The sequence below is a fragment of the Blastococcus brunescens genome (assembly GCF_035320885.1).
Taxonomy (GTDB): domain Bacteria; phylum Actinomycetota; class Actinomycetes; order Mycobacteriales; family Geodermatophilaceae; genus Blastococcus_B; species Blastococcus_B brunescens.
Genome location: NZ_CP141261.1, coordinates 2,894,967 through 2,914,366, shown reverse-complemented (window position 1 = coordinate 2,914,366; position 19,400 = coordinate 2,894,967). Strand labels below are relative to the sequence as shown.

Annotated in this window: 22 protein-coding genes; 10 read left to right on the top strand and 12 right to left on the bottom strand. The window is 67.7% G+C overall.

From position 1 onward, the window contains the following. Positions 1-97: 97 nt before the first annotated feature. Positions 98-361 carry a hypothetical protein gene (locus tag U6N30_RS19450; RefSeq protein WP_324273563.1) on the bottom strand — a complete coding sequence of 88 codons (264 nt, stop codon included), beginning with the start codon at positions 359-361 and terminating at the stop codon, positions 98-100. Positions 362-863: 502 nt separating this feature from the next. Between U6N30_RS19450 and U6N30_RS19445 the strand changes: the two genes are divergently transcribed. From U6N30_RS19445 to U6N30_RS19425, 5 genes are all read left to right on the top strand, one after another. Further along, complete coding sequence (locus U6N30_RS19445) at positions 864-1,640, top strand: TM0106 family RecB-like putative nuclease (protein ID WP_324273562.1); 777 nt, start codon at positions 864-866, stop codon at positions 1,638-1,640. Beyond that, on the top strand, positions 1,637-3,424 hold the full coding sequence (locus U6N30_RS19440; RefSeq protein WP_324273561.1) for a TM0106 family RecB-like putative nuclease: 1,788 nt from the start codon (positions 1,637-1,639) through the stop codon (positions 3,422-3,424). The genes U6N30_RS19445 and U6N30_RS19440 overlap by 4 nt, the downstream gene beginning before the upstream one ends. Positions 3,425-3,539: 115 nt before the next feature. Beyond that, positions 3,540-4,010 carry a C-terminal helicase domain-containing protein gene (locus U6N30_RS19435; RefSeq protein WP_324273560.1) on the top strand — a complete coding sequence of 157 codons (471 nt, stop codon included), beginning with the start codon at positions 3,540-3,542 and terminating at the stop codon, positions 4,008-4,010. 95 nt (positions 4,011-4,105) lie between these two features. Beyond that, positions 4,106-4,852, top strand: coding sequence for an enoyl-CoA hydratase/isomerase family protein (locus U6N30_RS19430; protein ID WP_324273559.1), 747 nt, complete (start codon positions 4,106-4,108; stop codon positions 4,850-4,852). A gap of 98 nt (positions 4,853-4,950) precedes the next feature. Next, entirely contained in the window at positions 4,951-5,397 is a 447-nt protein-coding gene (locus U6N30_RS19425; protein ID WP_324273558.1) for a hypothetical protein, read from the top strand. A 13-nt stretch (positions 5,398-5,410) separates the two neighbouring features. On the opposite strand, the gene U6N30_RS19420 is transcribed toward U6N30_RS19425, so the two are convergent. Further along, complete coding sequence (locus U6N30_RS19420; RefSeq protein WP_324273557.1) at positions 5,411-5,632, bottom strand: hypothetical protein; 222 nt, start codon at positions 5,630-5,632, stop codon at positions 5,411-5,413. 276 nt (positions 5,633-5,908) lie between these two features. Here U6N30_RS19420 and U6N30_RS19415 point away from each other — a divergent pair, with 276 nt between their 5' ends. Next, complete coding sequence (locus U6N30_RS19415) at positions 5,909-6,307, top strand: hypothetical protein (RefSeq protein ID WP_324273556.1); 399 nt, start codon at positions 5,909-5,911, stop codon at positions 6,305-6,307. Between the two features lie 242 nt (positions 6,308-6,549). Here the strand turns inward: U6N30_RS19415 and U6N30_RS19410 are convergent, their stop codons facing one another. The 6 genes from U6N30_RS19410 to U6N30_RS19385 all read right to left on the bottom strand — a co-directional run bounded on the left by U6N30_RS19410 (position 6,550) and on the right by U6N30_RS19385 (position 12,852). Then, positions 6,550-7,557, bottom strand: coding sequence for a hypothetical protein (locus tag U6N30_RS19410; RefSeq protein WP_422678131.1), 1,008 nt, complete (start codon positions 7,555-7,557; stop codon positions 6,550-6,552). Positions 7,558-7,598: 41 nt separating this feature from the next. Next, positions 7,599-8,600: a DEAD/DEAH box helicase family protein gene (locus tag U6N30_RS19405; RefSeq protein WP_324273554.1), complete on the bottom strand. Its 1,002-nt coding sequence runs from the start codon at positions 8,598-8,600 to the stop codon at positions 7,599-7,601. After that, on the bottom strand, positions 8,579-9,469 hold the full coding sequence (locus tag U6N30_RS19400; RefSeq protein WP_479690519.1) for a type I restriction endonuclease: 891 nt from the start codon (positions 9,467-9,469) through the stop codon (positions 8,579-8,581). The genes U6N30_RS19405 and U6N30_RS19400 overlap by 22 nt, the downstream gene beginning before the upstream one ends. Before the next feature lie 151 nt (positions 9,470-9,620). Then, on the bottom strand, positions 9,621-10,673 hold the full coding sequence (locus U6N30_RS19395) for a restriction endonuclease subunit S (protein ID WP_324273552.1): 1,053 nt from the start codon (positions 10,671-10,673) through the stop codon (positions 9,621-9,623). A 209-nt stretch (positions 10,674-10,882) separates the two neighbouring features. Further along, positions 10,883-12,394, bottom strand: a complete 1,512-nt coding sequence (locus tag U6N30_RS19390; RefSeq protein WP_324278384.1) for an HsdM family class I SAM-dependent methyltransferase — start codon at positions 12,392-12,394, stop codon at positions 10,883-10,885. Next, positions 12,298-12,852, bottom strand: coding sequence for a type I restriction-modification system subunit M N-terminal domain-containing protein (locus tag U6N30_RS19385; protein ID WP_324273551.1), 555 nt, complete (start codon positions 12,850-12,852; stop codon positions 12,298-12,300). The genes U6N30_RS19390 and U6N30_RS19385 overlap by 97 nt, the downstream gene beginning before the upstream one ends. Before the next feature lie 237 nt (positions 12,853-13,089). Here U6N30_RS19385 and U6N30_RS34215 point away from each other — a divergent pair, with 237 nt between their 5' ends. From U6N30_RS34215 to U6N30_RS19375, 3 genes are all read left to right on the top strand, one after another. Further along, positions 13,090-13,350: a DUF262 domain-containing protein gene (locus tag U6N30_RS34215; protein WP_422677957.1), complete on the top strand. Its 261-nt coding sequence runs from the start codon at positions 13,090-13,092 to the stop codon at positions 13,348-13,350. Next, positions 13,323-14,069 (top strand): DUF262 domain-containing protein, encoded by a 747-nt coding sequence (locus tag U6N30_RS19380; RefSeq protein WP_422678130.1) that lies wholly within the window; start codon positions 13,323-13,325, stop codon positions 14,067-14,069. The genes U6N30_RS34215 and U6N30_RS19380 overlap by 28 nt, the downstream gene beginning before the upstream one ends. A gap of 115 nt (positions 14,070-14,184) precedes the next feature. Then, complete coding sequence (locus tag U6N30_RS19375) at positions 14,185-15,615, top strand: GmrSD restriction endonuclease domain-containing protein (RefSeq protein WP_324273550.1); 1,431 nt, start codon at positions 14,185-14,187, stop codon at positions 15,613-15,615. 72 nt (positions 15,616-15,687) lie between these two features. Here the strand turns inward: U6N30_RS19375 and U6N30_RS19370 are convergent, their stop codons facing one another. The 3 genes from U6N30_RS19370 to U6N30_RS19360 form a co-directional block, all read right to left on the bottom strand. Next, positions 15,688-16,599 carry an HNH endonuclease gene (locus U6N30_RS19370; RefSeq protein ID WP_324273549.1) on the bottom strand — a complete coding sequence of 304 codons (912 nt, stop codon included), beginning with the start codon at positions 16,597-16,599 and terminating at the stop codon, positions 15,688-15,690. A gap of 336 nt (positions 16,600-16,935) precedes the next feature. Next, positions 16,936-17,346 carry a DUF6308 family protein gene (locus U6N30_RS19365; RefSeq protein WP_324273548.1) on the bottom strand — a complete coding sequence of 137 codons (411 nt, stop codon included), beginning with the start codon at positions 17,344-17,346 and terminating at the stop codon, positions 16,936-16,938. Between the two features lie 23 nt (positions 17,347-17,369). Then, complete coding sequence (locus tag U6N30_RS19360) at positions 17,370-17,690, bottom strand: DUF6308 family protein (protein ID WP_324273547.1); 321 nt, start codon at positions 17,688-17,690, stop codon at positions 17,370-17,372. A 270-nt stretch (positions 17,691-17,960) separates the two neighbouring features. Here U6N30_RS19360 and U6N30_RS19355 point away from each other — a divergent pair, with 270 nt between their 5' ends. Beyond that, on the top strand, positions 17,961-18,131 hold the full coding sequence (locus tag U6N30_RS19355; protein WP_324273546.1) for a hypothetical protein: 171 nt from the start codon (positions 17,961-17,963) through the stop codon (positions 18,129-18,131). A 914-nt stretch (positions 18,132-19,045) separates the two neighbouring features. Here the strand turns inward: U6N30_RS19355 and U6N30_RS19350 are convergent. Next, entirely contained in the window at positions 19,046-19,330 is a 285-nt protein-coding gene (locus tag U6N30_RS19350) for a protein-tyrosine phosphatase family protein (RefSeq protein ID WP_324278382.1), read from the bottom strand. Positions 19,331-19,400 lie beyond the last annotated feature (70 nt).

Genomic DNA, 19,400 nt, shown 5'->3' with positions numbered 1-19,400 from the left:
CTCGGACCGGCTACCGGACGTTCGGTGCCGTGGAGGGCGGGAGAGTCTTCGGGGACCCGAAACCTGCTGCTCGACCTCGGAGTGCCTGTGGCTGACCTCAGCAGGCGGCGTCCTGCTCCGGGTGGACGACAACGTTTGGGAAGGCCCGCGGCCCCGACGTCGCGACCGTGCGTGCGTTCTCGCCGAACTCGCCCTTCGCGAACATCGTGTTGGCCAGGTAGCTCACGTTCTGACCGAAGGCCTTGCATCCGCCGGAGCCCGGGGCTGCCGACGCGGTGGCCGCCGGGGCGATCAGGAGCGCGGCGGCCGCGGCGGTCGTGATCAGTGGACGTCGAACGGACATGAGGGCCTCCTGCGTCATGGCTGGCTTCAGGTACGGCGGCGATGCTGGCCCGCGGCCGGCTTGTCGCCCAGGCGTCCCGGCGGGGCGGGCGACGGGGCGGGCGAGGCGGCACGCTCTGTCGCCCCTGCGACGGTGCACCGTCACCATGCGCACAGCGGGACGGACCTCGTCGGACGTCGATCGGCACCGTGCGGGACTGCCGCGGTGCCGTGGATCGATGGGCCCACGCCGGGCCGAGCGGTCGCCCGGACGGGTGACTCCTCCGCCTCCGTGAACACGAACCTCGCAGTCGTGTCGGTGGCGTCCGCTACTCACTGAGCGAGGCACCGTGGTTCGGACGCGTCCGGCAGGCTGCCGACGACGGCGATCGGGAGGAACGGGCGATGCAGCGACTCGACGGGCGGCTGGTGCTCAGCCCGACCGACCTGACCGCCCATCAGGAGTGCCGGCATCTCACCCGGCTCGACCTCGGCGTGGCCGCGGGGAGTGGGCGGGGCCGGACGTCGAGACGACGGAGGAGTTGCAGTTCGTCTTCGACCGGGGCCTCGAGCACGAGAAGAAGTACCTGGCCTCGCTGGTGGCGGCCGGGAGGTCGGTCGCGGAGATCGGGACTGCGTTCGACGTCGAGGGTCGCCGTCGGGCTGAGGCCGAGACCATCGAGGCGATGCGTCGCGGGTTCGACGTCGTCTACCAAGGGACGTTCTTCGACGGCGCCTGGGGCGGGCAGGCCGACTTCCTGCTCCGCGTGGAGACGCCGTCGCTCTTCGGCGACTGGTCGTACGAGATCGCCGACACCAAGCTCGCGCGGAAGCTGAAGGTCGCCGCGCTGCTGCAGATGGCCACCTACGCCGAGCGGCTGACCGTCCTGCAGGGCGTGGCGCCGGAGTTCGTCCACGTCGTCACCGGCGACGGCGAGTCGCGGCCGTGGCGGCTGATCGACGTCGCGGCGTACGCCCGCCGGGCGCGGGCCCGGCTGGAGACCTTCGTCGATGCTCCGCCGGCGACCGGTCCCTCGCCCATCGGCTACTGCGAGCAGTGCCGCTGGGCGGAGCGGTGCAACGGCGAGCTGTGGCAGTCCGACGACCTCGGCCTGGTCGCGGGCATGCGCGGCGACCACCGCGACCTGCTGCGGGCGGCGGGCATCCCGACGTTGGAAGCACTGGCCACGGCGTCGCTGGAGCAGCTGAAGTCCTCGGGCATCGGCGCCGACGCGCGCACTCGGCTGCAGCAGCAGGCGGCCGAGCAGCTCAAGGAGCGGACGACGGGGAGTCGTCGCGGACGCTGCTGCCGCCGGTGACCGGCCTCGGGCTGCTGCGGCTGCCGCCGCCGAGCGCCGGCGACCTCTACCTCGACTTCGAGGGCGACCCCTGGTTCGAAGACGGCGCGGGCATCGAGTACCTCGCCGGGCTGGGGGACCGGTCGGGCGGGTTCACGCCGCTGTGGGCGCACGACCGGCCGGCCGAGAAGCAGATGGTCGCCGACCTGATCGACCGGATCGTCGCCGCCGTGCAGGCCGACCCGGCGATGCACGTCTACCACTACGCGCCCTACGAGGTGACCGCGCTCAAGAAGCTGACCGGCGGCTACGGCGTCCGCGAGGCGGAGCTGGACCAGCTGCTGCGCGAGGAGCGGTTCGTCGACCTCTATCCCGTCGTCCGGCAGTCGATGCGGATCAGCAAGGAGTCGTACTCGATCAAGAAGGTCGAGGCGTTCTACGGTCGGTCGCACGAGGGCGAGGTGGCCAGCGGGCTCGGCAGCGTGCTCGTCTACGAGCAGTGGCTGGCCGACGGCGACGCCGCGAAGCTGGCCGCGATCGAGTCGTACAACGAGGAGGACGTCGCCTCTACCCGCGAGTTGCACGACTGGCTGGAGCAGCAGCGCGCCGAGCTGGAGGCGCTGCACGGGGAGCTGCCCCGGCCGACGCTGATCTCCTCGGCGCCAGACGCGAAGGTCACGGATGCGCAGGCCGCGGAGCTGGAGCTGACCGAGCGGCTGCACGAGGCCGGGCACGAGCTGCTCGGCGACCTCGTCGGCTGGCACCGCCGCGAGGACCGGCCGGCCTGGTGGGAGGTCTACCGCCTCCAGGACCTGGACGCCGAGGAGCTCGAGCGGGACGGCACGGCGCTGGGCGGGCTGTCCTTCGTCCGGTACCTGGGGCCGGAGAAGCGGAGCTACCTGTACGAGTACTCGTTCCCGGTGCAGGACACGAAGGTCTCCACCGGTGAGGGGCTCGACGTGGACACCGCGAAGAAGGTCGGCGAGGTCTTCGAGTTCGATGCCACGGCCGGGCGGCTCGTGCTGAAGACGACGGCTGCGGAGCCGCCCCGCCCGCGTGGACTCGGGCCGGGTGGGCCGCTGAACACGAAGAGCCTGCGCGAGGCGATCCAGGCGACGGGCGACGACGTGCTGGCCGGCCGCGACTGCCTGGGTCAGGCGCTGGTCGAGCGCCGCGTTCCCGCGGGAACGCAGCTGCGCGAGGGCGAGACAACGACCGATGCGATCGTGCGGCTCGGCCTGGCGCTGGACGGCGAGGTGCTGGCCATCCAGGGCCCGCCAGGGAGCGGAAAGACGACGGCCGCGGCAGAGTTGATCCGGCAGCTGCTGGACGCCGGGAAGAAGGTCGGCGTCACGGCGACCTCGCACGCGGTCATCGGCAACCTGCTGAAAGCGGTCGGTCGACCAGCGCTGCAGAAGTGCGACGAGAGCCAGCACTGCGGTTCGGACAACGTCGAGTGGTCAGCCGACAACGGTTTCGTAGCCGGGAAGCTGCTGGGCGGCGACGTGAACCTGGTCGGCGGGACGGCGTGGTTCTGGACCCGCGCGGACGTGGCGCAGGCCGTCGACGTGCTGGTGGTCGACGAGGCGGGGCAGTTCTCGCTGGCCAACGCCGTGGCGGTGGCGCGGGGTGCGCGGGCGATGGTGCTGCTCGGCGACCCGCAGCAGCTCGCCCAGCCGACCCAGGCGGTGCACCCGGGGAGTCGGGTGCGTCAGCGCTGGAGCACCTCCTCGACGGACACGCCACGATTCCGCCGGAGCGTGGGGTGTTCCTCGACCGCTCGTACCGGATGCACCCGGACCTGACGGCGTTCGTCTCCGACCTGGCGTACGAGGGTCGGCTGGAGGCGGCGGACGGCCGCGAGCGCGTGGCGGTGCTGGGGAGGGGCCGCTGTCGGGGAGCGGCCTGCGGGTGGTTCCGGTGCGGCACGAGCTGACGGCGGCGGACAAGAGCCAGCAGGAGGCCGACGTCGTCGCGCGGCTCTGGCAGTCGGCGCAGGGCCAGACCTGGCGGAACCACCTGGGTGAGGAGGCGCGGATCGGGCCGTCGGACGTGCTGGTGGTCGCGCCGTACAACGCGCAGGTGGCGCTGATCAAGGCGGCCCTGCCGTCGGGCGCGCGGGTGGGGACGGTCGACAAGTTCCAGGGCCAGGAGGCGCCGGTGGTCATCTACTCGATGACCAGCACCAGCGCCGCCGACGCACCTCGGGGCGTCGGGTTCCTGTACGACCTGAACCGGCTGAACGTGGCGGTGTCGCGCGCCCAGGCGCTGGCGTGCGTGGTGCTGAGCCCGCTGCTGCTCGATGCACCGGTGCGGACGCCGGACCAGCTGCGGCGGGTGAACGCGCTCTGCCGGCTGGTCGAGTCGGCGACCGTGGTCGCGGGCGTCTGACCGCGTGCGCGGGCAGGGTCGGGCGCGTGGTCTGATGCCTGTCAGAGGTTCGTGGCCGGCGTCGGGGCCGGTCCGCTCGGCAGGAAGGTGGGCTCGTGGCCGGATCCGGAGAAGTGCTGCTCGAGGTGGACGGCGGCGTCGCGATCGTGACGCTGAACGCCCCGGACCGGCGCAACGCGTTGACGCCGGCGATGGCCGACGAGCTGATCGCGACGTTCGACGAGGTGGACGCCAAGCCGGGGGTCGGCGCGCTGGTGATCCGGGCAGTCGGGAAGTCGTTCTGCGCGGGTGGGGACATCGCGACGCTGACCTCGGCCGGCAAGGACCCGGCGGCGCCCGAGGCGTACGAGGGCATGGGCAAGATCTACGACTCCTTCTACCGGCTGGGCCAGGTCAGGGTGCCGACCGTTGCCGCCGTGCGCGGCTCGGCGGTGGGCGCCGGCATGAACATGCTGCTGGCGGCGGACCTGCGGATCGTGGCGAAGAACGCTCGGCTGCTGTGTGGCTTCCTGAAGCGCGGGATGCACCCGGGCGGCGGGCACTTCGTCATCCTGTCGCGCCTGATTGGTCGGGAGGCCGCGGCCGCGATGGCTGTGTTCGGCGAGGAGATCAACGGCGATAAGGCCGTCGACCTCGGCTTGGCTTGGGAGTCGCTGGACGACGCCGCGGTGGAGGACCGGGCGCTGGAGCTGGCTCAGCGAGCGGCGGCCGACCCGGAGCTGGCGCGAGTGGCGGTGGGCAACTTCCGTAACGAGGTCGTGAACGGCGCGGTGGCCTGGGACGTCGCCATGCAATCCGAGCGCCCCGCCCAAATGTGGTCGATGCGACGTTCTACGAAGTAGGTCCGCCGAAGTGGTCTCGACGAATCCGAAACGTGACCGCGTGACGTCTTCAGTGACAGATCCCGCTGACGCTCACGGCTCTGCTCAGGGAGGCGCGCATGGGATCGGGCGTATGGGGCTTTGTAGGCGTGATTGTGGGTGGCCTGCTGACTGTTGGCGGTCAGACCATCGCTGAGCTCCTCAAGGCACGCGCAGCAGGAACCGAGCGAAGCGAGCGACGGGCTCAACTGTCGCGAGAGTTCCAGCGGTCGACGCTGATCGAGCTCCAGGTGGCGATGGCCGCCTATCGTGCCGCCCTCGCCGAGGACGCTCGTCAGTCCCTTCCCGGGCGCGATCTCGAAGAGCTATTGGCGGCGGCGCGCAGCCGCTACCAGACGCTGCTGCACCGCGTTTCCTCATCAGAGGTGCGGGACGCAGTGCAGGGCTGGGAAACCCAGGCTCTTCTGTGGTTCCAGCGAGACGACCGCGCCTCGGCCAGCGATGAAGCTGGCGCTTGGCTCAGCGCGGTCCGCTCCGCGGGAGAAGCCATCCGCGCTACCGAATAGCCTGCGCATCCAGTCAGGAGATCAGCAGGCGTTCCGAGACGCCGTGGTCTTTCGCGGCCTCGAGCAAGTACTCGCCGAGTTCGCTGCTGACATGCTTCACCTGCAGGGCCGACGCGCCGCCGCGAGCCAGGACCATCTCGACCAGCTCGTCAGCGAAGGATGGCGTACCGGCCACTGTTCGCTTGAAGTCGAGGATGACCACGGCACCAGCAAGACGGTTTTCGACCTCATGCATCAGGGCACGAGCGCGTTCGCGGCCGCCAGTCAGTTGAGGCACTTCGATCGGGGAAGCACTGTTGTCATCGGTCTTGCCTCCTACAGGCTCAGTCGAGCGACGGCGAGCGTACCGGGGTGGGGTGACAACACGTCTGCAAATTGGGGTTTGGGTTTCCATTGCGGAACACTCCGCAAGCTCCTCCGCTGAGCAACATCACTTCTCTCTGCGAGTGCCTGTTACCGCGATAACGCGGGCGATACCGCGCCCGCGTCCTGGCTTGTCCATGGTTGAAACATGAGTTTGGGCCGCTCGAGCGATAGCGACCCGATCGTTAGGTATTTGGTATCTCTCGCTCAGGCGGCTCCTCAGCCCGACGCCAGCGTCTCCGACCGCGAAGGCAACATCGCCTCGTCCGGGGAATCGCTGCAGCGCCGCATAACCGTGCGCGCACCCACTGTGCTGTACGACATTGCTGGCAATTTCGTGCAAAGCGGTATAAAGCGGTTGAACGCTCTCGGGGTGCTCATCAATGAAGGTGTGAACCAGTGCTTCGACAACTCGCTCGAGTCCTTCCGAGCCGTCGAAGCGATGCAGCTCCACGAGGCGTGGACCGACGTCTCGCTCTTGAACGGACGGCAACTGGTGCGGGACCTGGAGCCGGTCCAACTGTTCGCCGAGCCTCATGCGAGCTAGATAGGTGGCAACATCTGGATGCCTGGGCTCAACGAACGCAATACGACGGCCCGCCGTCGTGGCGGCTTCCGCGATGACTGCAAGACTCACGAGTCCCGATGGCTCAATGAAGCTCAACCTTGTGAGATCCAGTTGTACTGGTCCGTCCGGCGACAGGCGTAGGTGCTTCCCCAGGTCCGTCGCGTTGAGCCGGCCGTCTCCACGCACGACCACGTCAACGCATGGCGCTCGTGGTGTTGAAGTCATGATGCCGCGACCCTATGCCGTGCTGACGGCATGCTTGCGCCGTGCTGCCTTCCACGTCTCGACGCTGATGATCTTCTGGACGGCGTCGGCAAGGTCTCGTTCTCCAGTAGCGCCTTCAGCAGCTTGTTCGAGCTCTCCTGGTTCTGGAAGAGGGCGCCGGCGATGTCGTCCTTCTTGATGGTTAGCGAGAACTGCTCCTCGGTGTTGTCTGCAGCGCGCTGCTGGACGTCCTCGTCGTCGGAAAGGTGGCTAGGGACGCCGACGTAGATGAGCAAGCTCTCAGCCTGGCTGAGGTCGATGCCGTGCGTGGCGTTGAACGTCTGGATCAGCTCGGAAAGCTTGATCATCAGCGCTTCCTCGACGGTGCTGCCCCGGCCCTCGCCGGTGTAGGTCTCGAGCTCGCCGCTGCTCTCGTCCGGCGTGTTGCTGCCGCTGGTCTCGATGCCGGCCTGGTGGCCGACGAACGCCAGCGCGGTGTCCCCGAGGTCGATCGCTCCCGACTCCGTGGGGGACTCCTTGAGCTTTGCGAGCAGCAGCTTCCCGTAGAGGTAGAGGCTCTCCAGCTCCTCGTCGGTGAACTTCATGACCTGGCCGAGGAAGGCGTAGGCGCGGACGAACGCCTTGAGGGCGTCACGCAGGTCGGTTAGCTCGTGCTCGGGCAGGTTGCCCGCGCGGAGGACGGCGGGGTCGACGTTCGCCGACACCGTCGCGTGCGTGGCCGCGTTGCCCAGCAGGAACGCCGTCACCGCCTTCTGCTGCTCCTCCGGGTCGATGATGTGGTGGTTCTCGATCCGGGTCTGGAGGTTGTAGAGCAGGTTGGGGTCGGTCTCCTCCGTCCAGCTGCTCTCGTAAAACGGTGCGAACTGCTCGCGCATCTCCTCGGCGGTGTTCCGGAAGTCGAGGACGAAGGTGTCCTCCTTGCCGGCGTGGATGCGGTTGAGCCGGGAGAGGGTCTGCACCGCCTTGACGCCCTCGAGCTTCTTGTCCACGTACATGGTGTGCAGCAGCGGCTCGTCGAAGCCGGTCTGGTACTTCTCCGCGACGATCAGCAGCTGCCCTCGTCGTGGAAACGCTGCTTGGTCTGCGTCTCGGGAAAGCCGTTGAGCGCACTCTCGGTCACGGCGTCACCGGGGACATCAGGATCGACGAGGCTGCCGGAGAACGCGACCATGGCTCGGATGCCGGTGAGCTGCTTCTTCTCCAGGTACCGCCGGACGGCGGCGAGGTAGCGGGCGGCGTGCAGCCGGCTGCCGGTCACCACCATCGCCTTGGCCTGGCCGCCGATCTTGCCCGCGGTCACGGTGCGGAAGTGCTCGATAATGATCTCGGCGCGCTGGTCGAGGTTCGAGGGGTGCAGGTCGACGAAGCGGGCGAGCGCCACCGCCGCCTTGCCCTTCTCCACCTCGGGGTCGTCGCTGGTGAGCCCGTTGGCCAGCCGGTAGTAGCGCTTGTAGGTCACGTAGTTGGCCAGGACGTCGAGGATGAAGCCCTCCTCGATCGCCTGCCGCATCGAGTAGAGGTGGAACGGCTCGTAGACCGTGGTCCCGGCCTCCTCGCGCGGGGTGCCGAACAGTTGCAGGGTCTTGCCCTTCGGTGTCGCCGTGAAGGCGAAGAACGACAGGTTCGGGCTCCGGCCGCGTGAATCGGCGGACCCGGTGAGGACGGAGGCTAGGACGTCCTGCTCGTCGGGTTGCGCGGCCTCGGCGCTGGTCGCCTCGGTCTCCGCGGCGGCGAGCGGGTCCGCGCCGGCTCCGAGGACCTTCTTCAGCTTCTGGGCGGCGTCACCGGTCTGCGAGGAGTGCGCCTCGTCGACGATCACCGCGACCCGCTTGCCGACGACGGCGGCGCCCTGGGCGATCACCGGGAACTTCTGCAGCGTGGTGATGATGATCTTCGTCTGAGTGTCGGCGAGCGCTGCCTTGAGCTGCTGGGAGTCCTCGTCGATCCGCTTGAGCAGCCCCTGGACGTGCTCGAAGCCGGAGATCGTGGCCTGCAGCTGAGCATCGAGGACGCGCCGGTCGGTGATCACGACGACTTTGTCGAACACCAGCTCGTCGGTGCCGATCCCGGCGCCGGGGGCGAGCCGCGCCGCGTCGCCGGGGAGTGTAGGTCGGCGAGGCGGTGCGCCAGCCAGGCGATCGAGTTGGACTTGCCCGAGCCGGCGGAGTGCTGCAGCAGGTAGTTCTGCCCGCCGCCGTGGACGGCGGCGTGCAAGGTGAGCCGCTCGACGACGTCCCACTGGTGATACCGCGGAAACAGGATGGAGCGGCCGCCCTGCTTGGGAACGTCTTCCTGGACGTAGCGGTGCAGCAGGTCCAGCCAGGTGTCCCGCGCCCACACCTGCTCCCACAGGTAGGCGGTGCGGTGGCCGTGCGGGTTGACCGGGTTGCCCTTGCCGCCCTTGCGGCCGGGACCGTCCGAGCCCTGGTTGAACGGCAGGAACACCGTCTTCGACCCGTTGAGCCGGGTGGTCATGAAGACGACGTCGGGGTCGACGGCGAAGTGCGCCAGCGCCCGGCGGGCGAAGATCCGGTCGGCGGGATTGCGCTGCTTGGGATCCCGGTACTGCTTCTTCGCGTGCTCGACGGTCTGGCCGGTGAAGGGGTTCTTCAGCTCCGCGGTGGCGACCGGGATGCCGTTGACCGCGAGCATCAGGTCCAGCGACTGGTGCGGGCTGCTCTCGCTGTGGTGCAGCTGCCGGTAAACCAGCAGCCGGTTCTTCGCGTAGTTCTCGACCAGCTCCGGGCTGAGCCCGTGGGTGGGGCGGAAGAAGGCGAGCTGGATGCGCTGGCCGCGCTCCTTCACCCCGCGGCGGAGCACCTGGACGACGCCGTGCGCGTCGATCTCGTCGGCGATCCGCTTAGTCACCTTTGCGACGACAGCCGAGCCATGCTGCTGGCTGAGGTTGGCCCACACATTCGGCTGGGTCTCCTGGACGAACTCGATGAGCCGAACCGGGTCGAGCCCGAGCGGGACGTCGTAGTCGGTGGGGAGCCGTGCCGCCAGCCGTTAGCGATAAGATGCGCCTCGATAGCGGCCTCGAAGTCCGATTCGGTGTGCCCCGCCATCACGCCACCGCCCGAGCCGTCGTGACGTCGATTTGTCCGGTAATCGCAGCCGTGATAGTTGCTCGCCTTCGCTCCTCGATCAGGGTGAGCGCTCGAGTCATTGACTCGCGCGTGCAACCTTCCGCTTCGAACAGTAGGCGGACTTCTCTGCCGATATCCGCTGTCAGAGACCGGGAAACTGGCGTGGTGACGGGAAAACGCACGATATCGCCCATATTCAACGTCGCCTGCGCCGTTCCTGAACCTGTTGCCCGTGCAGCTGCGGTCAAGTATCGCTTGGTCCCCAGGTAGCCGCGGATGAACCAAGGGTCAATACCGGCACCCGGTTGAAGGCGGGCCACAGCGCGCGCGATGTTGGCGCCGGCAGCCTTCGCTGGAACGACGGCGGAGAGGCCCAAACTTCCGACTACCGATGTTAAAACGTCACCCTCCGACAGGACCGTGCGTCGATACTCGAGGCTCTGCGTCGGGTCAATGTGAATGTCGGGGAGTGAGCCTCGCTCCAAATCGAGGAGTGAGTTGATTCGACAAAACGGGATCCCATCGGAAACAAACCGAGGCATCAGAACGCCATAGCAGGGCGGGCGCGCGAGGAGTCGCCCAAGCGGTACCGTCTCTCGTTCCTGGTGTGAAGCGTCATAGAGCGTGTCGAGGGCGCCAGCTGAACGCTCCTCCAGCAGGTCGGCTTGGCGCCTGCGCAACCTGGCTGCGAAGTCCAGTCTCTCGATCTGATCGTCGAGAAAATTTGCGATGCGTCGCTGTTCGTCCGACGGTGGTAGCGGCATTCTCAGCGCTTCTAGATCTGGCATGTAGATCGTGAGGTGAGTGGAGCCATGTGCTAGGCGAAACAGTTCTGGACGCAGGGCGGCGAGGACGTACAGCAAGTACCGGGGCAGCACATGCGGCCCTGCTGTCCATGTGACGAATGCCTGCGTCGTCGCCATAGGTCTTCCGGTGATGGTCAGCAGGCCCACGGAAGCGGTGCGGCAGAACATAACCGTTCCCGTGGGGTGAACCACCGCCGCGGAGTTGGCGACTCCGAGTGAGCTCACCTTTGGGCCGTATCCATGAGCGGCGCGAACTCGGTGTCCCGCTGGCTTAGGTCAGCCGCAGTGACCCATGGAACATCACAGTCAATCCAGTACTCTGGCCGCGTTCGGTCAGGAGTGTGTCCCGTGCCTAGGAGGCCACTCGACGTATTGGGGTAATCGACCAATGAGATGGCATGCGATGTGACCAGTCATCCATTAGGTTCACCGCTTCAGCCCTGCAAGGACCTGTTGTATTTGGGCCTCCACGCGCTCCAGATCGGCGTCGATCTCCGCGAGCGGCCGAGGCGGGACGTACTTGTAGAAGAAGCGCGTGAACGGTATCTCGTAGCCGATCTTTGTCTTGGTGTGGTCCACCCAGGCGTCCGGCACGTGCGGCAGCACCTCGCGCTCGATGTAGGCGTCGACGTCCTCGACCAGGGGCACGTTCTCGTTGTCGCGGAGGTCGGCGTCTGGGAGGGGTCGCCCTTCTTGTCGACCACGACAGGCGCGTCAGGATCGCCGACCGCGGCCGCCGCGAGCACGGCCTTCTTGATCGCCGGCGGAAGGCCGACCTGCTTGCGCGCGGTGCACGCGTTGAGCAGCAGCTTCGTGAACGCCTGCTCCGTGTCCTCCGTCGTCCCCACCAGGTCGGTGAGCGCGCCGAGGAGCGCCTCCTGGGTCCGTCGTGCGTCGTCGTCCCCGATCGACAGGGCGACCACCGGCTTGGCCTCGCGGACCGCCTCGATGGTCTCCTCGGTGACCGTCCAGCGGCGGCGGAGCGGGCGCTCGACGGTGATCCGGCGGAAGCCGAAGGCGTCGTCGTCGAAGACCTTCACCCGTTCGTCCACGCCGTCCAGTTGCGGGGCGTCGTGGTAGAGCCGGGTGATCTCCTCGATGTGAGCGTCGTCCAGGAACTTGCGCTTGTCACCGAGGCTCTTGCGCATCTTCGACCACTCGCCGCGGGCGTCGATCAGCGCGACCTTTCCCTCGCGCTCGGGGCGCTTGCGGTTGGTGACGATCCAGACGTAGGTGCTGATCCCGGTGTTGTAGAAGAGCTGGTCGGGCAGCGCGACGATGCCCTCGAGCCAGTCGTTCTCGATGATCCAGCGGCGGATGTTGCTCTCGCCCGATTCCGCCGCCCCGGCGAACAGCGGGCTGCCGGAGAAGACGATGGCGACCCGGCTGCCGCCGTCCTCGGCCGGCTTCATCCGCGCGATCATCTGCAGCAGGAACAGCAGCGAGCCGTCGGAGACGCGAGGGAGCCCCGCGCTGAACCGCCCGCCCGGCTGGCCCGCCTCGGCCGTGATCGCTGCCTTCGACTTGTTCCAGTCGACGCCGAAGGGCGGGTTCGCCAGCAGGTAGTCGAAGCGTTTGTCCGCGTGCCCGTCCGCGGTGAGCGTGTTGCCCAGCACGATCCGCTCGGGGTCCTGGCCCTGGATCAGAAGGTCCGACCGCGCGATCGCCCACGTCTCCGGGTTGAGCTCCTGGCCGAACATCTCCAGCCGTGCCTTCGGGTTCAGGCGGGTCAGGTACTGGTCGGCGATGTTGAGCATGCCGCCGGTGCCGCAGGCGGGGTCGTAGATCGACCGCACGGGTGCGGTGCCGATGAGCACGTCGGAGTCCTCGCCGAACAGCAGATTCACGATCAGCCGGATGACCTCGCGCGGGGTGAAGTGCTCACCCGCCGTCTCGTTGGAGAGCTCAGAGAACCGGCGCAGCAGCTCCTCGAAGATGTAGCCCATCGCGTGGTTGGGCACGATCTGCGGACGCAGGTCCAGGTCGGCGAACTTGCCGAGCACCAGGTAGAGCAGCCCGGCGTCGTCCAGCCGGCTGATCTGCTCGTCGAACCGGTACTTCTCCAGCACCTGCGCAGCACCGGGGAGAAGGCGCCGATGTAGGAGCGCAGCTGCTGGGCGAGGTTGTTCGGGGAGTCCAGCAGCTTGCTGAAGGTCAGCGGGCTGACGTTGTAGAACGGCACCCCGGCGGCCTGGCGCAGCAGTAGGTCGGGGTTGTCGGTAACGCCCTTGAGCTGCTCGGCCCTAGCCAGCACCTTGGGCTTGGTCTCCTCGAGGACAGCGTCTAGCCGGCGCAGTACCAGCAGCGGGAGGATCACCCCGCGGTACTCCGCCGGCTTGTAGTCACCGCGCAGCAGGTCGGCGACCTGCCATACGAACTGGACCTTGCCCTCGAAACCATCCACGCGCTCTGCCCCGTCTCGCAACTGCGTCTGACTCTGCCTGTTCGCAAGTCGACATAGAAGGGTCTACCTGAAGACTTCGCTCGCGCGGGACACCGACTCAGTCCTGGGACGACTGAGCAGTGCGTGGCGGACCTGTTGTCACTCGGTGCGGTGTGAGCGCCGTTACGGGGCCCTGGCCTACGTTGAGGGCGACGACGTACTGACGAGACGGGCCAGTTCTTCGACGGGGGACGCGCAGTGGTGGCAGCGAGCGAAACGAACCTGCAGGAGCTACTCGAGGGCGCTCGGCAATACCGGGTCCCGCTGTACCAGCGCACATACGCATGGACCGCCGTGCAGCTTGAGCGGCTCTGGAACGACCTCGTCCAGATCGCGGAGGATCGGGCCGCGGACCACCGAGCCAGTCACTTCATCGGGTCGCTGGTCCTGGCGCCCAGCCCTCGAACGGGCCGACGGGCGTCCCCGAGTTCCTGGTCGTGGACGGTCAGCAGCGCTTGACCACCCTCACCGTGCTGCTCGCGGCTATTCGGGACCATCGGGTCGCAACCGAATCGCCGGAAAACCGGGAGCGCATCAACGAGCTGTACTTAATCAACAAGTTCAAGCCCGAAGCCCAGCGCATCAAGCTGGTCCCGACGCAGGCCGACCGGCCGCAATACAACGCGGTCATCGACGGGATTCCAGCCACAGGCGGTAGCGCCGTGCTCGACGCGTACCGCTTCTTCAGAAGCCGGCTCGTTGCTGCTGATGACCCTGAGGATCCTCACGACATCGAGCGGCTCGAGGACGCCGTGCTCCGCGGGCTCGCCCTGGTTTCGGTGACGGCGCAGGCCGGGGACAACGCGCACCGCATCTTCGAGTCGTTGAACAACACGGGTCTGCGCCTAACTCAGGGCGACCTGCTCCGCAACTACCTCTTCATGCGACTGCCGACGCGTGGGGAGCAGGTCTACAAGTCGACTTGGTTGCCTCTGCAGGAGTCCCTGACGAGTGACGAGTTGGAGCTGCTCTTCTGGCTGGACCTGGTCCAGCAAGACCCTGCCCACCGACAGGCCGATACGTACGCAGCGCAGCAGCAGCGGCTGAACAAGCTCCATGACGAGAAGGACATCGAGGCGGAGGTCCTACGGTTCCGACGACTTGGTGGGCTGATGAGGGTCATCGTCGACCCTCGCTGGAGGAGCACCCGGGCGTGCGCCTACGCCTGGACAGGCTGAAGGCCTGGGGAACCACGACTGTCTACCCGCCCTGCTGCGCCTGCTGGACCTGCGGGACAGGGGCGAGGCGACGTCGGAGCAGGTCGCTGCGGCCGCGCTGTACGTCGAGAGCTACTTGGTTCGCAGGCTCATCGTCGGACGGGCCACGCAGGGCCTCAACCGCATCCTCCTGGCAACCGTCCACGAGATGCCGCAGGACCTGCCCGTTGAGGAAGCCGTCCGTGTGTACCTGTCGACCGGACGCAAGCACTACGGATCGGATGCCGATGTCGCAGCCGCAGTGGCGACCGCGCCCTTCTATCTGACTGGACGACCGAATCAGCGAAACCTTGTTCTGCGCTGGCTCGAGGAGTCATACGACAGCAAGGAGCCGGTGGCGCTGGGCGGACTGACGATCGAGCACGTCCTGCCCCAGACGTTGACGGACTCCTGGATCTCCGAGCTCGGCGTCGCTGCGGACGAGGACCCCGAGCAGGCCCACGCCGAGCTCGTCCACACCCTCGCAAACCTGACCCTGACCGGCTACAACAGCGTCCTCAGCAACAGCCCGTTCCATGTCAAGCGCGAGCAATTGGCAACGAGCGGTCTTCGGATGAATCAGGAGATCGCCATAGAGGAGCACTGGGGCGTCTCACAGCTCAAGGCGCGGGCCAACCGACTGGCTGCCCGAATCACGGAGACCTGGCCGGGTCCCGTCGCCGGCGCCTTGCCCGCGGGCGGACCGAACTGGCCGCTGCTGGCGACCGCGCTGGCGGCGCTCCCAGCAGGGTCCTGGACCAGTTACGGGGATCTCGCGGCGCTCATTGGCAGTCATGCCGTGCCGGTGGGCCAGTACATCGCCGGCAACCCGGTGCCGAACGCTCACCGCGTGCTCAAGGCGGCCGGTGTGGTGTCGCCCGACTTCCGCTGGCTGGAGCCGGGGCGGACCGACAGTCCCGAACAGATGCTGCGTGACGAGGGCGTCGAGTTCGACTCAGGCAGAGCATCAAAGGCTCAGCGCTTCACGAGCAGCGAACTTGCCGCGTTGGTAGGGCTCGAGCCGGAGACGCTGCCCGCCGAGCTGTCGGTGCCTGCCGCAGACACACAGACCGAGCTGCGCGACACCTTCATCTCCCAACTCGGGGAAGCGCAGAGCCCCGAGACGGTTCATGGCGTCCTTGCCCTCCTGGACGGATGGACTCGGCTGGGCGGCCGACTCGAGTTCGGCGAAGCCGGCGAAGTGTCGTGCTACCTGATGGCCACCGACGCGACCCGGCTGAGCGACAAAGTCTGGCCCTTCACGATCTACCCGTCAGGCAAGGTCGAGGTGGTCTTCCAGTACATGCTGTACCGGTCCCCGTTCGACAGCTGGGAGCTCCGTGACGAGTTCCGCCGTCGTCTCAACGAGGTGTCGGGCGTCGACCTACCAGTCGCCAAGGTGTCGATGCGCCCCGGCTTCCACGTCGATGTAACCGTCACGCAGTCAGCCCGCGACTGCCTCCTTCGTGGTCTCGAGTGGTTCAGGGGTCAGGCGGTCGGCCTCAGCGACGACGTCCAGCACGGCTGAGGGGCCGCTTACTCGCGGATGGGAGCTTGCGCGGGTGTCCGGCGAACGGGTCAAGCTTCCATGTCGGACGTGTTAGCTCGCCGCGAGGAACTCTCGGTAGCGCTGATCGAGGTTGTCTCGATCGGGTTGTGCCGCCCGCTGGCGAGGTGCGGTCAGCCGCTCGCCGGCCATCGCCTGGATGCCGTAACGCAGCATCGGGCCGTCCACCTCGTCCAGGATGTCTTGGCGCACTTTGACGACCAGGTCGGGAGTGACGCCGAGGAAGTTCCGGTCGTAGGCGGCGTGGTGGATCTTGCACAGCGACAGGCCGTTGGGGACCACCGGCAGGCCGCCCTCGTCGGCATCCCGAATGATGTGTGCCGCGTCGAGCAGGTCGGGATGCCGCAGCCGGCAGATAGCGCACCGAGACTCGTACGCCTGTAGCACCCGAGCTCGGAAGACCGGCTGATGCAAGCGAATGCGGGTGAGGCGCTCCATGTATGACCGCCGGTCGGGGGTGAGGCTTGCGACGAGTTCCGGGTCGATCAATCGCTGGGCTTCATCCACCGCGATCAAGAAGGCGTGCTCATCTGCCCGTTCACCGACGACGTACACCGGGAACTGAGCTTGGTAGACGCCCTGGGCCACGCCGATGAAGTACGCGAGCGGCAGCTCCTCGCGCATGGCGGTGCGCAGCGCCCGGTTGTCCGAGTGGTTGCCGTCCGTCCCCCGGTACGCGTACTTGACGAGGCCGCCAGCGGAGATGTCGTCCTCGTATGGGGGCAGCTGATTTGGCGCGGTATACGTCGTCCGGATGGTCAGCGCTCCGGACAACTCTGCCGGCTTCCAGATACCTGGCTGCACCACCAGTTTGAGCGGGCGACCGCCGACAGCGAATTTGTTGAGCTCCGACGACGGCAATCCCTCGGGGTGCCGCAATGTGAGGTCTTGCAGGTAGCCGAACATCGCCGCGCGAACTTGAGCATCGACCAGCCCGGTGACCACGTGTTGTCTCTACCACGTTGGCCACTGGGAGAGCCTGCAGCAGCGTTGCGATCCCAGGCGAGTCGATCAGCCCGGCCTGGTCGCGGGGCGTCTCCCGGAGCAGGCGGGGAGGCGCGCACGGGTGCGATGGGGCTGATGAGGCAGGAGCGGACCGGCTCGGTCCGAAACACACGGTTTCGTCGTCCATCCGTGTCATGGTCGCCGGCGTTCGTACTCCCCGGTCGACGTACGACCCCCAGGGAGGCGCGGCTCCTGGAACTCACCGATGCGCCGCTGAACCTGCGAGTCGTCCCGCCGACGCACCTGCGCAGCCAGCTGAAGAGGCTCCGGGGTCCGTCAGAAGCCAGTAGGCGCAGTCATCGACGGGATCGGTGCGACACGCGTTGCCGGCAACGCCTGACGGGCGGATCGGCTGTCGGGATCGGTCAGCGACTCCCCGAGCAGCTCTTCGGGGTCGGTCGGCCGCATCCCAGCTGCCTTGCCCTCCATCCACGTGACCACGTCCAACACGCGCAGGGCGGACACGTGCGGTCCCAGACCGGCTTGCTGGCGCAGATCGAGCAGTCGGTCGTGGAGGCCGTCGGCTCGCAGGGCCTGACGCAACGGCTCCCAGTGGTGGTCGCCGATGCCACTGATGCGCGCCACCACCGAGTCGTAGATCGGTACCAGCCGCGGACGCTTGCGCGCCAGCAGCTTCGTCCCGATGGTGCGGCCGACACCCGGCAGGCGTCGGACTGCCCGATACATCTGGGAGGCAGGCTCGTGTTCGGTTACCCCTCGGCCTGGTCCGCGAGGTCGCGGTCAGGACCCACCTGGCGCAGTAGGGCAGCGAACTCGGCGGCCTGCACATCGAGCAGCTGGCGGGCGGCCAACGGGGGCACGACGACCGACAGGAAACCGACCGCCAGGAGATCGTCGGGGGTGAATGCGTTCGGGTCGTTCTGCGCCGGAGCCCAGGTGTCGAAGTACGCGCCGGTGTAGGGCTGCCCGTAGTAGGTGCGCAGGTTGCTCAGGGCCTGACTGGAATCCGGGCCCTGGAGGCACTGCGGAAGGCGGAAGGTCAGGGCGCCATCCTGGCCGTACCGCGCCATGAGCAGCGGCAGATGCCGAGCACGGCGGGCCGCATTCCGCGCGAAAGGGGCGCTGCTCGGTCGCTGGAAACGATGCGGCGCCCGGGCAGGGGCCGAAGTCTCGGCAGCGCGGCGCCGTCGTCTCTTCCGCTGCCGCTGCGTCGAACCGCGCGATGAGTCGACCTGTCGAGAAGTCGACTTATCGACCCCATCCGCCCCGCCGACCCCATCCGTCCGTGACGCCTTACTTGCGTCCCGCGCCGAACCGGTTCCGCTTCGTACCATGACGTCATGGCTAGGCACTTCGTCGACGAGACCGCTGAGTTCAAGATGCCCAAGTTGGGGCGGCATGCCGTTGCTGACACCGGTGAGCTGGAGATGACCCAGCGCTTCGACCCTGGCTTCTCCCGGCAGCGGCCAACCGCGCCGGCCGTTCCGTCGAGGGACGACGAGAGCCGCTGACTCACGCGCGGCTCAGCCGGGGGATGCCGATGCTGACGTTCAACGACCTGCTGTCCCTCGAGGGTGTCGACCCGGCTCAGGTCCGCCTGGTCCGGCACCAGGACAACCGGTTGAAGCCCGGCCGGCTCTACGAGGCCTGGCGCAACGACAGATCCTCGTTCGAGCGGTACCAGAGCGTCCAGCAGCGCAACGTGTTCGACGTGGGCGACCGGCTCGCCAGCTTCACCGTGACCGAGACCCGCAAGACCGTGCTCGTCGGCCTGTACGAGGTCGCCGACATCAGCAGCTCCCCGGCCGGCACCGTCGACACCCTGACCGGCGGCGACGTGTCCGGCTACCACAGCTACGACCTGCGGCTGCTCGAGCAACTCGGCGACTACACCGACAAGGTCGTCATCGACTGGGGCGCCGGCACTCGGAGCTGGGTCCAGCGAGCCGCCAACCAGCCCAAGCCGGTCCTCGAGATCACCGAGCAGTACGAACCCCGTTTCCCCGGCTTCCGCGAGTTCGTCCGACCGGTCGACGACATCCCCACCCTCCCGCACGGCTGGCAGCAGGTTCTGCGCGCCGTGAAGGGGTGTACCTGCTGGTCGACGTCGAGTCCGGACAGCAGTACGTCGGCTCCGCGAAGGGAGCCGACAGCCTGCTCGGCCGCTGGCTGGAGTACGCCAACGGTGGTGACGGCGGCGACGTCCGCCTCAGGGCCGTCGCTCGCCACGGCCGCCGGCGCTACCAGGTCTCGGTGCTGGAGGTCGTCGACGGCAACACCCCGACGACACCATCGAGCAGATCGAGTCGTATTGGAAGTCCAAGCTGCTCACCCGGCAGTTCGGCCTCAACGCCAACTAGCCAGAAGCGTCAGTTGCACCTCCGAGCAGCCGGAACCACGTCAGCGGTCGGACCGGCGTTCGAAGTCAGCGCACCCGTGCGGCGAGCCGTTCCAGCGCGGCGGTGAAGCTGGCGTTCCAGAGGCCGAGGTGCGGCCAGCGCTCGGCGACGTGAGCCGTCGCCTCGTCGACCGACATCCGCTTTTCGCGCACCAGCCAGCCGCGCAGCACCAGGCCGGTGCGCGACGCGCCGCCGTGGCAGTGGACGAGCACCTGGTGCCCCTCCGCCCGTAGCGCGGACAGATCGTCCAGGACGTCGGCCAGCACGGCATCCAGGTCGTGGTTCCACTCGTTGTCCGCCACGTAGGCCATCCGGTGAACCTCGTGCGGGAACGGGTCGCCGAGGCGGCACAGGGAGATGACGGCGAAGTCTTCCTCGCTG

What these genes read in the sequence shown, in the direction of transcription:
- U6N30_RS19425 (WP_324273558.1), top strand. Translation starts at nt 4,951, where the DNA reads ATGGGATCGGGCGTATGGGGCTTTGTAGGCGTGATTGTGGGTGGCCTG.
- U6N30_RS19450 (WP_324273563.1), bottom strand. Translation starts at nt 361, where the DNA reads ATGACGCAGGAGGCCCTCATGTCCGTTCGACGTCCACTGATCACGACC.
- U6N30_RS19390 (WP_324278384.1), bottom strand. Translation starts at nt 12,394, where the DNA reads ATGGGCTACATCTTCGAGGAGCTGCTGCGCCGGTTCTCTGAGCTCTCC.
- U6N30_RS19420 (WP_324273557.1), bottom strand. Translation starts at nt 5,632, where the DNA reads ATGCATGAGGTCGAAAACCGTCTTGCTGGTGCCGTGGTCATCCTCGAC.
- U6N30_RS19360 (WP_324273547.1), bottom strand. Translation starts at nt 17,690, where the DNA reads ATGGCGCGGTACGGCCAGGATGGCGCCCTGACCTTCCGCCTTCCGCAG.
- U6N30_RS19355 (WP_324273546.1), top strand. Translation starts at nt 17,961, where the DNA reads ATGGCTAGGCACTTCGTCGACGAGACCGCTGAGTTCAAGATGCCCAAG.
- U6N30_RS19415 (WP_324273556.1), top strand. Translation starts at nt 5,909, where the DNA reads ATGAGTTTGGGCCGCTCGAGCGATAGCGACCCGATCGTTAGGTATTTG.
- U6N30_RS19350 (WP_324278382.1), bottom strand. Translation starts at nt 19,330, where the DNA reads ATGGCCTACGTGGCGGACAACGAGTGGAACCACGACCTGGATGCCGTG.
- U6N30_RS19365 (WP_324273548.1), bottom strand. Translation starts at nt 17,346, where the DNA reads ATGTATCGGGCAGTCCGACGCCTGCCGGGTGTCGGCCGCACCATCGGG.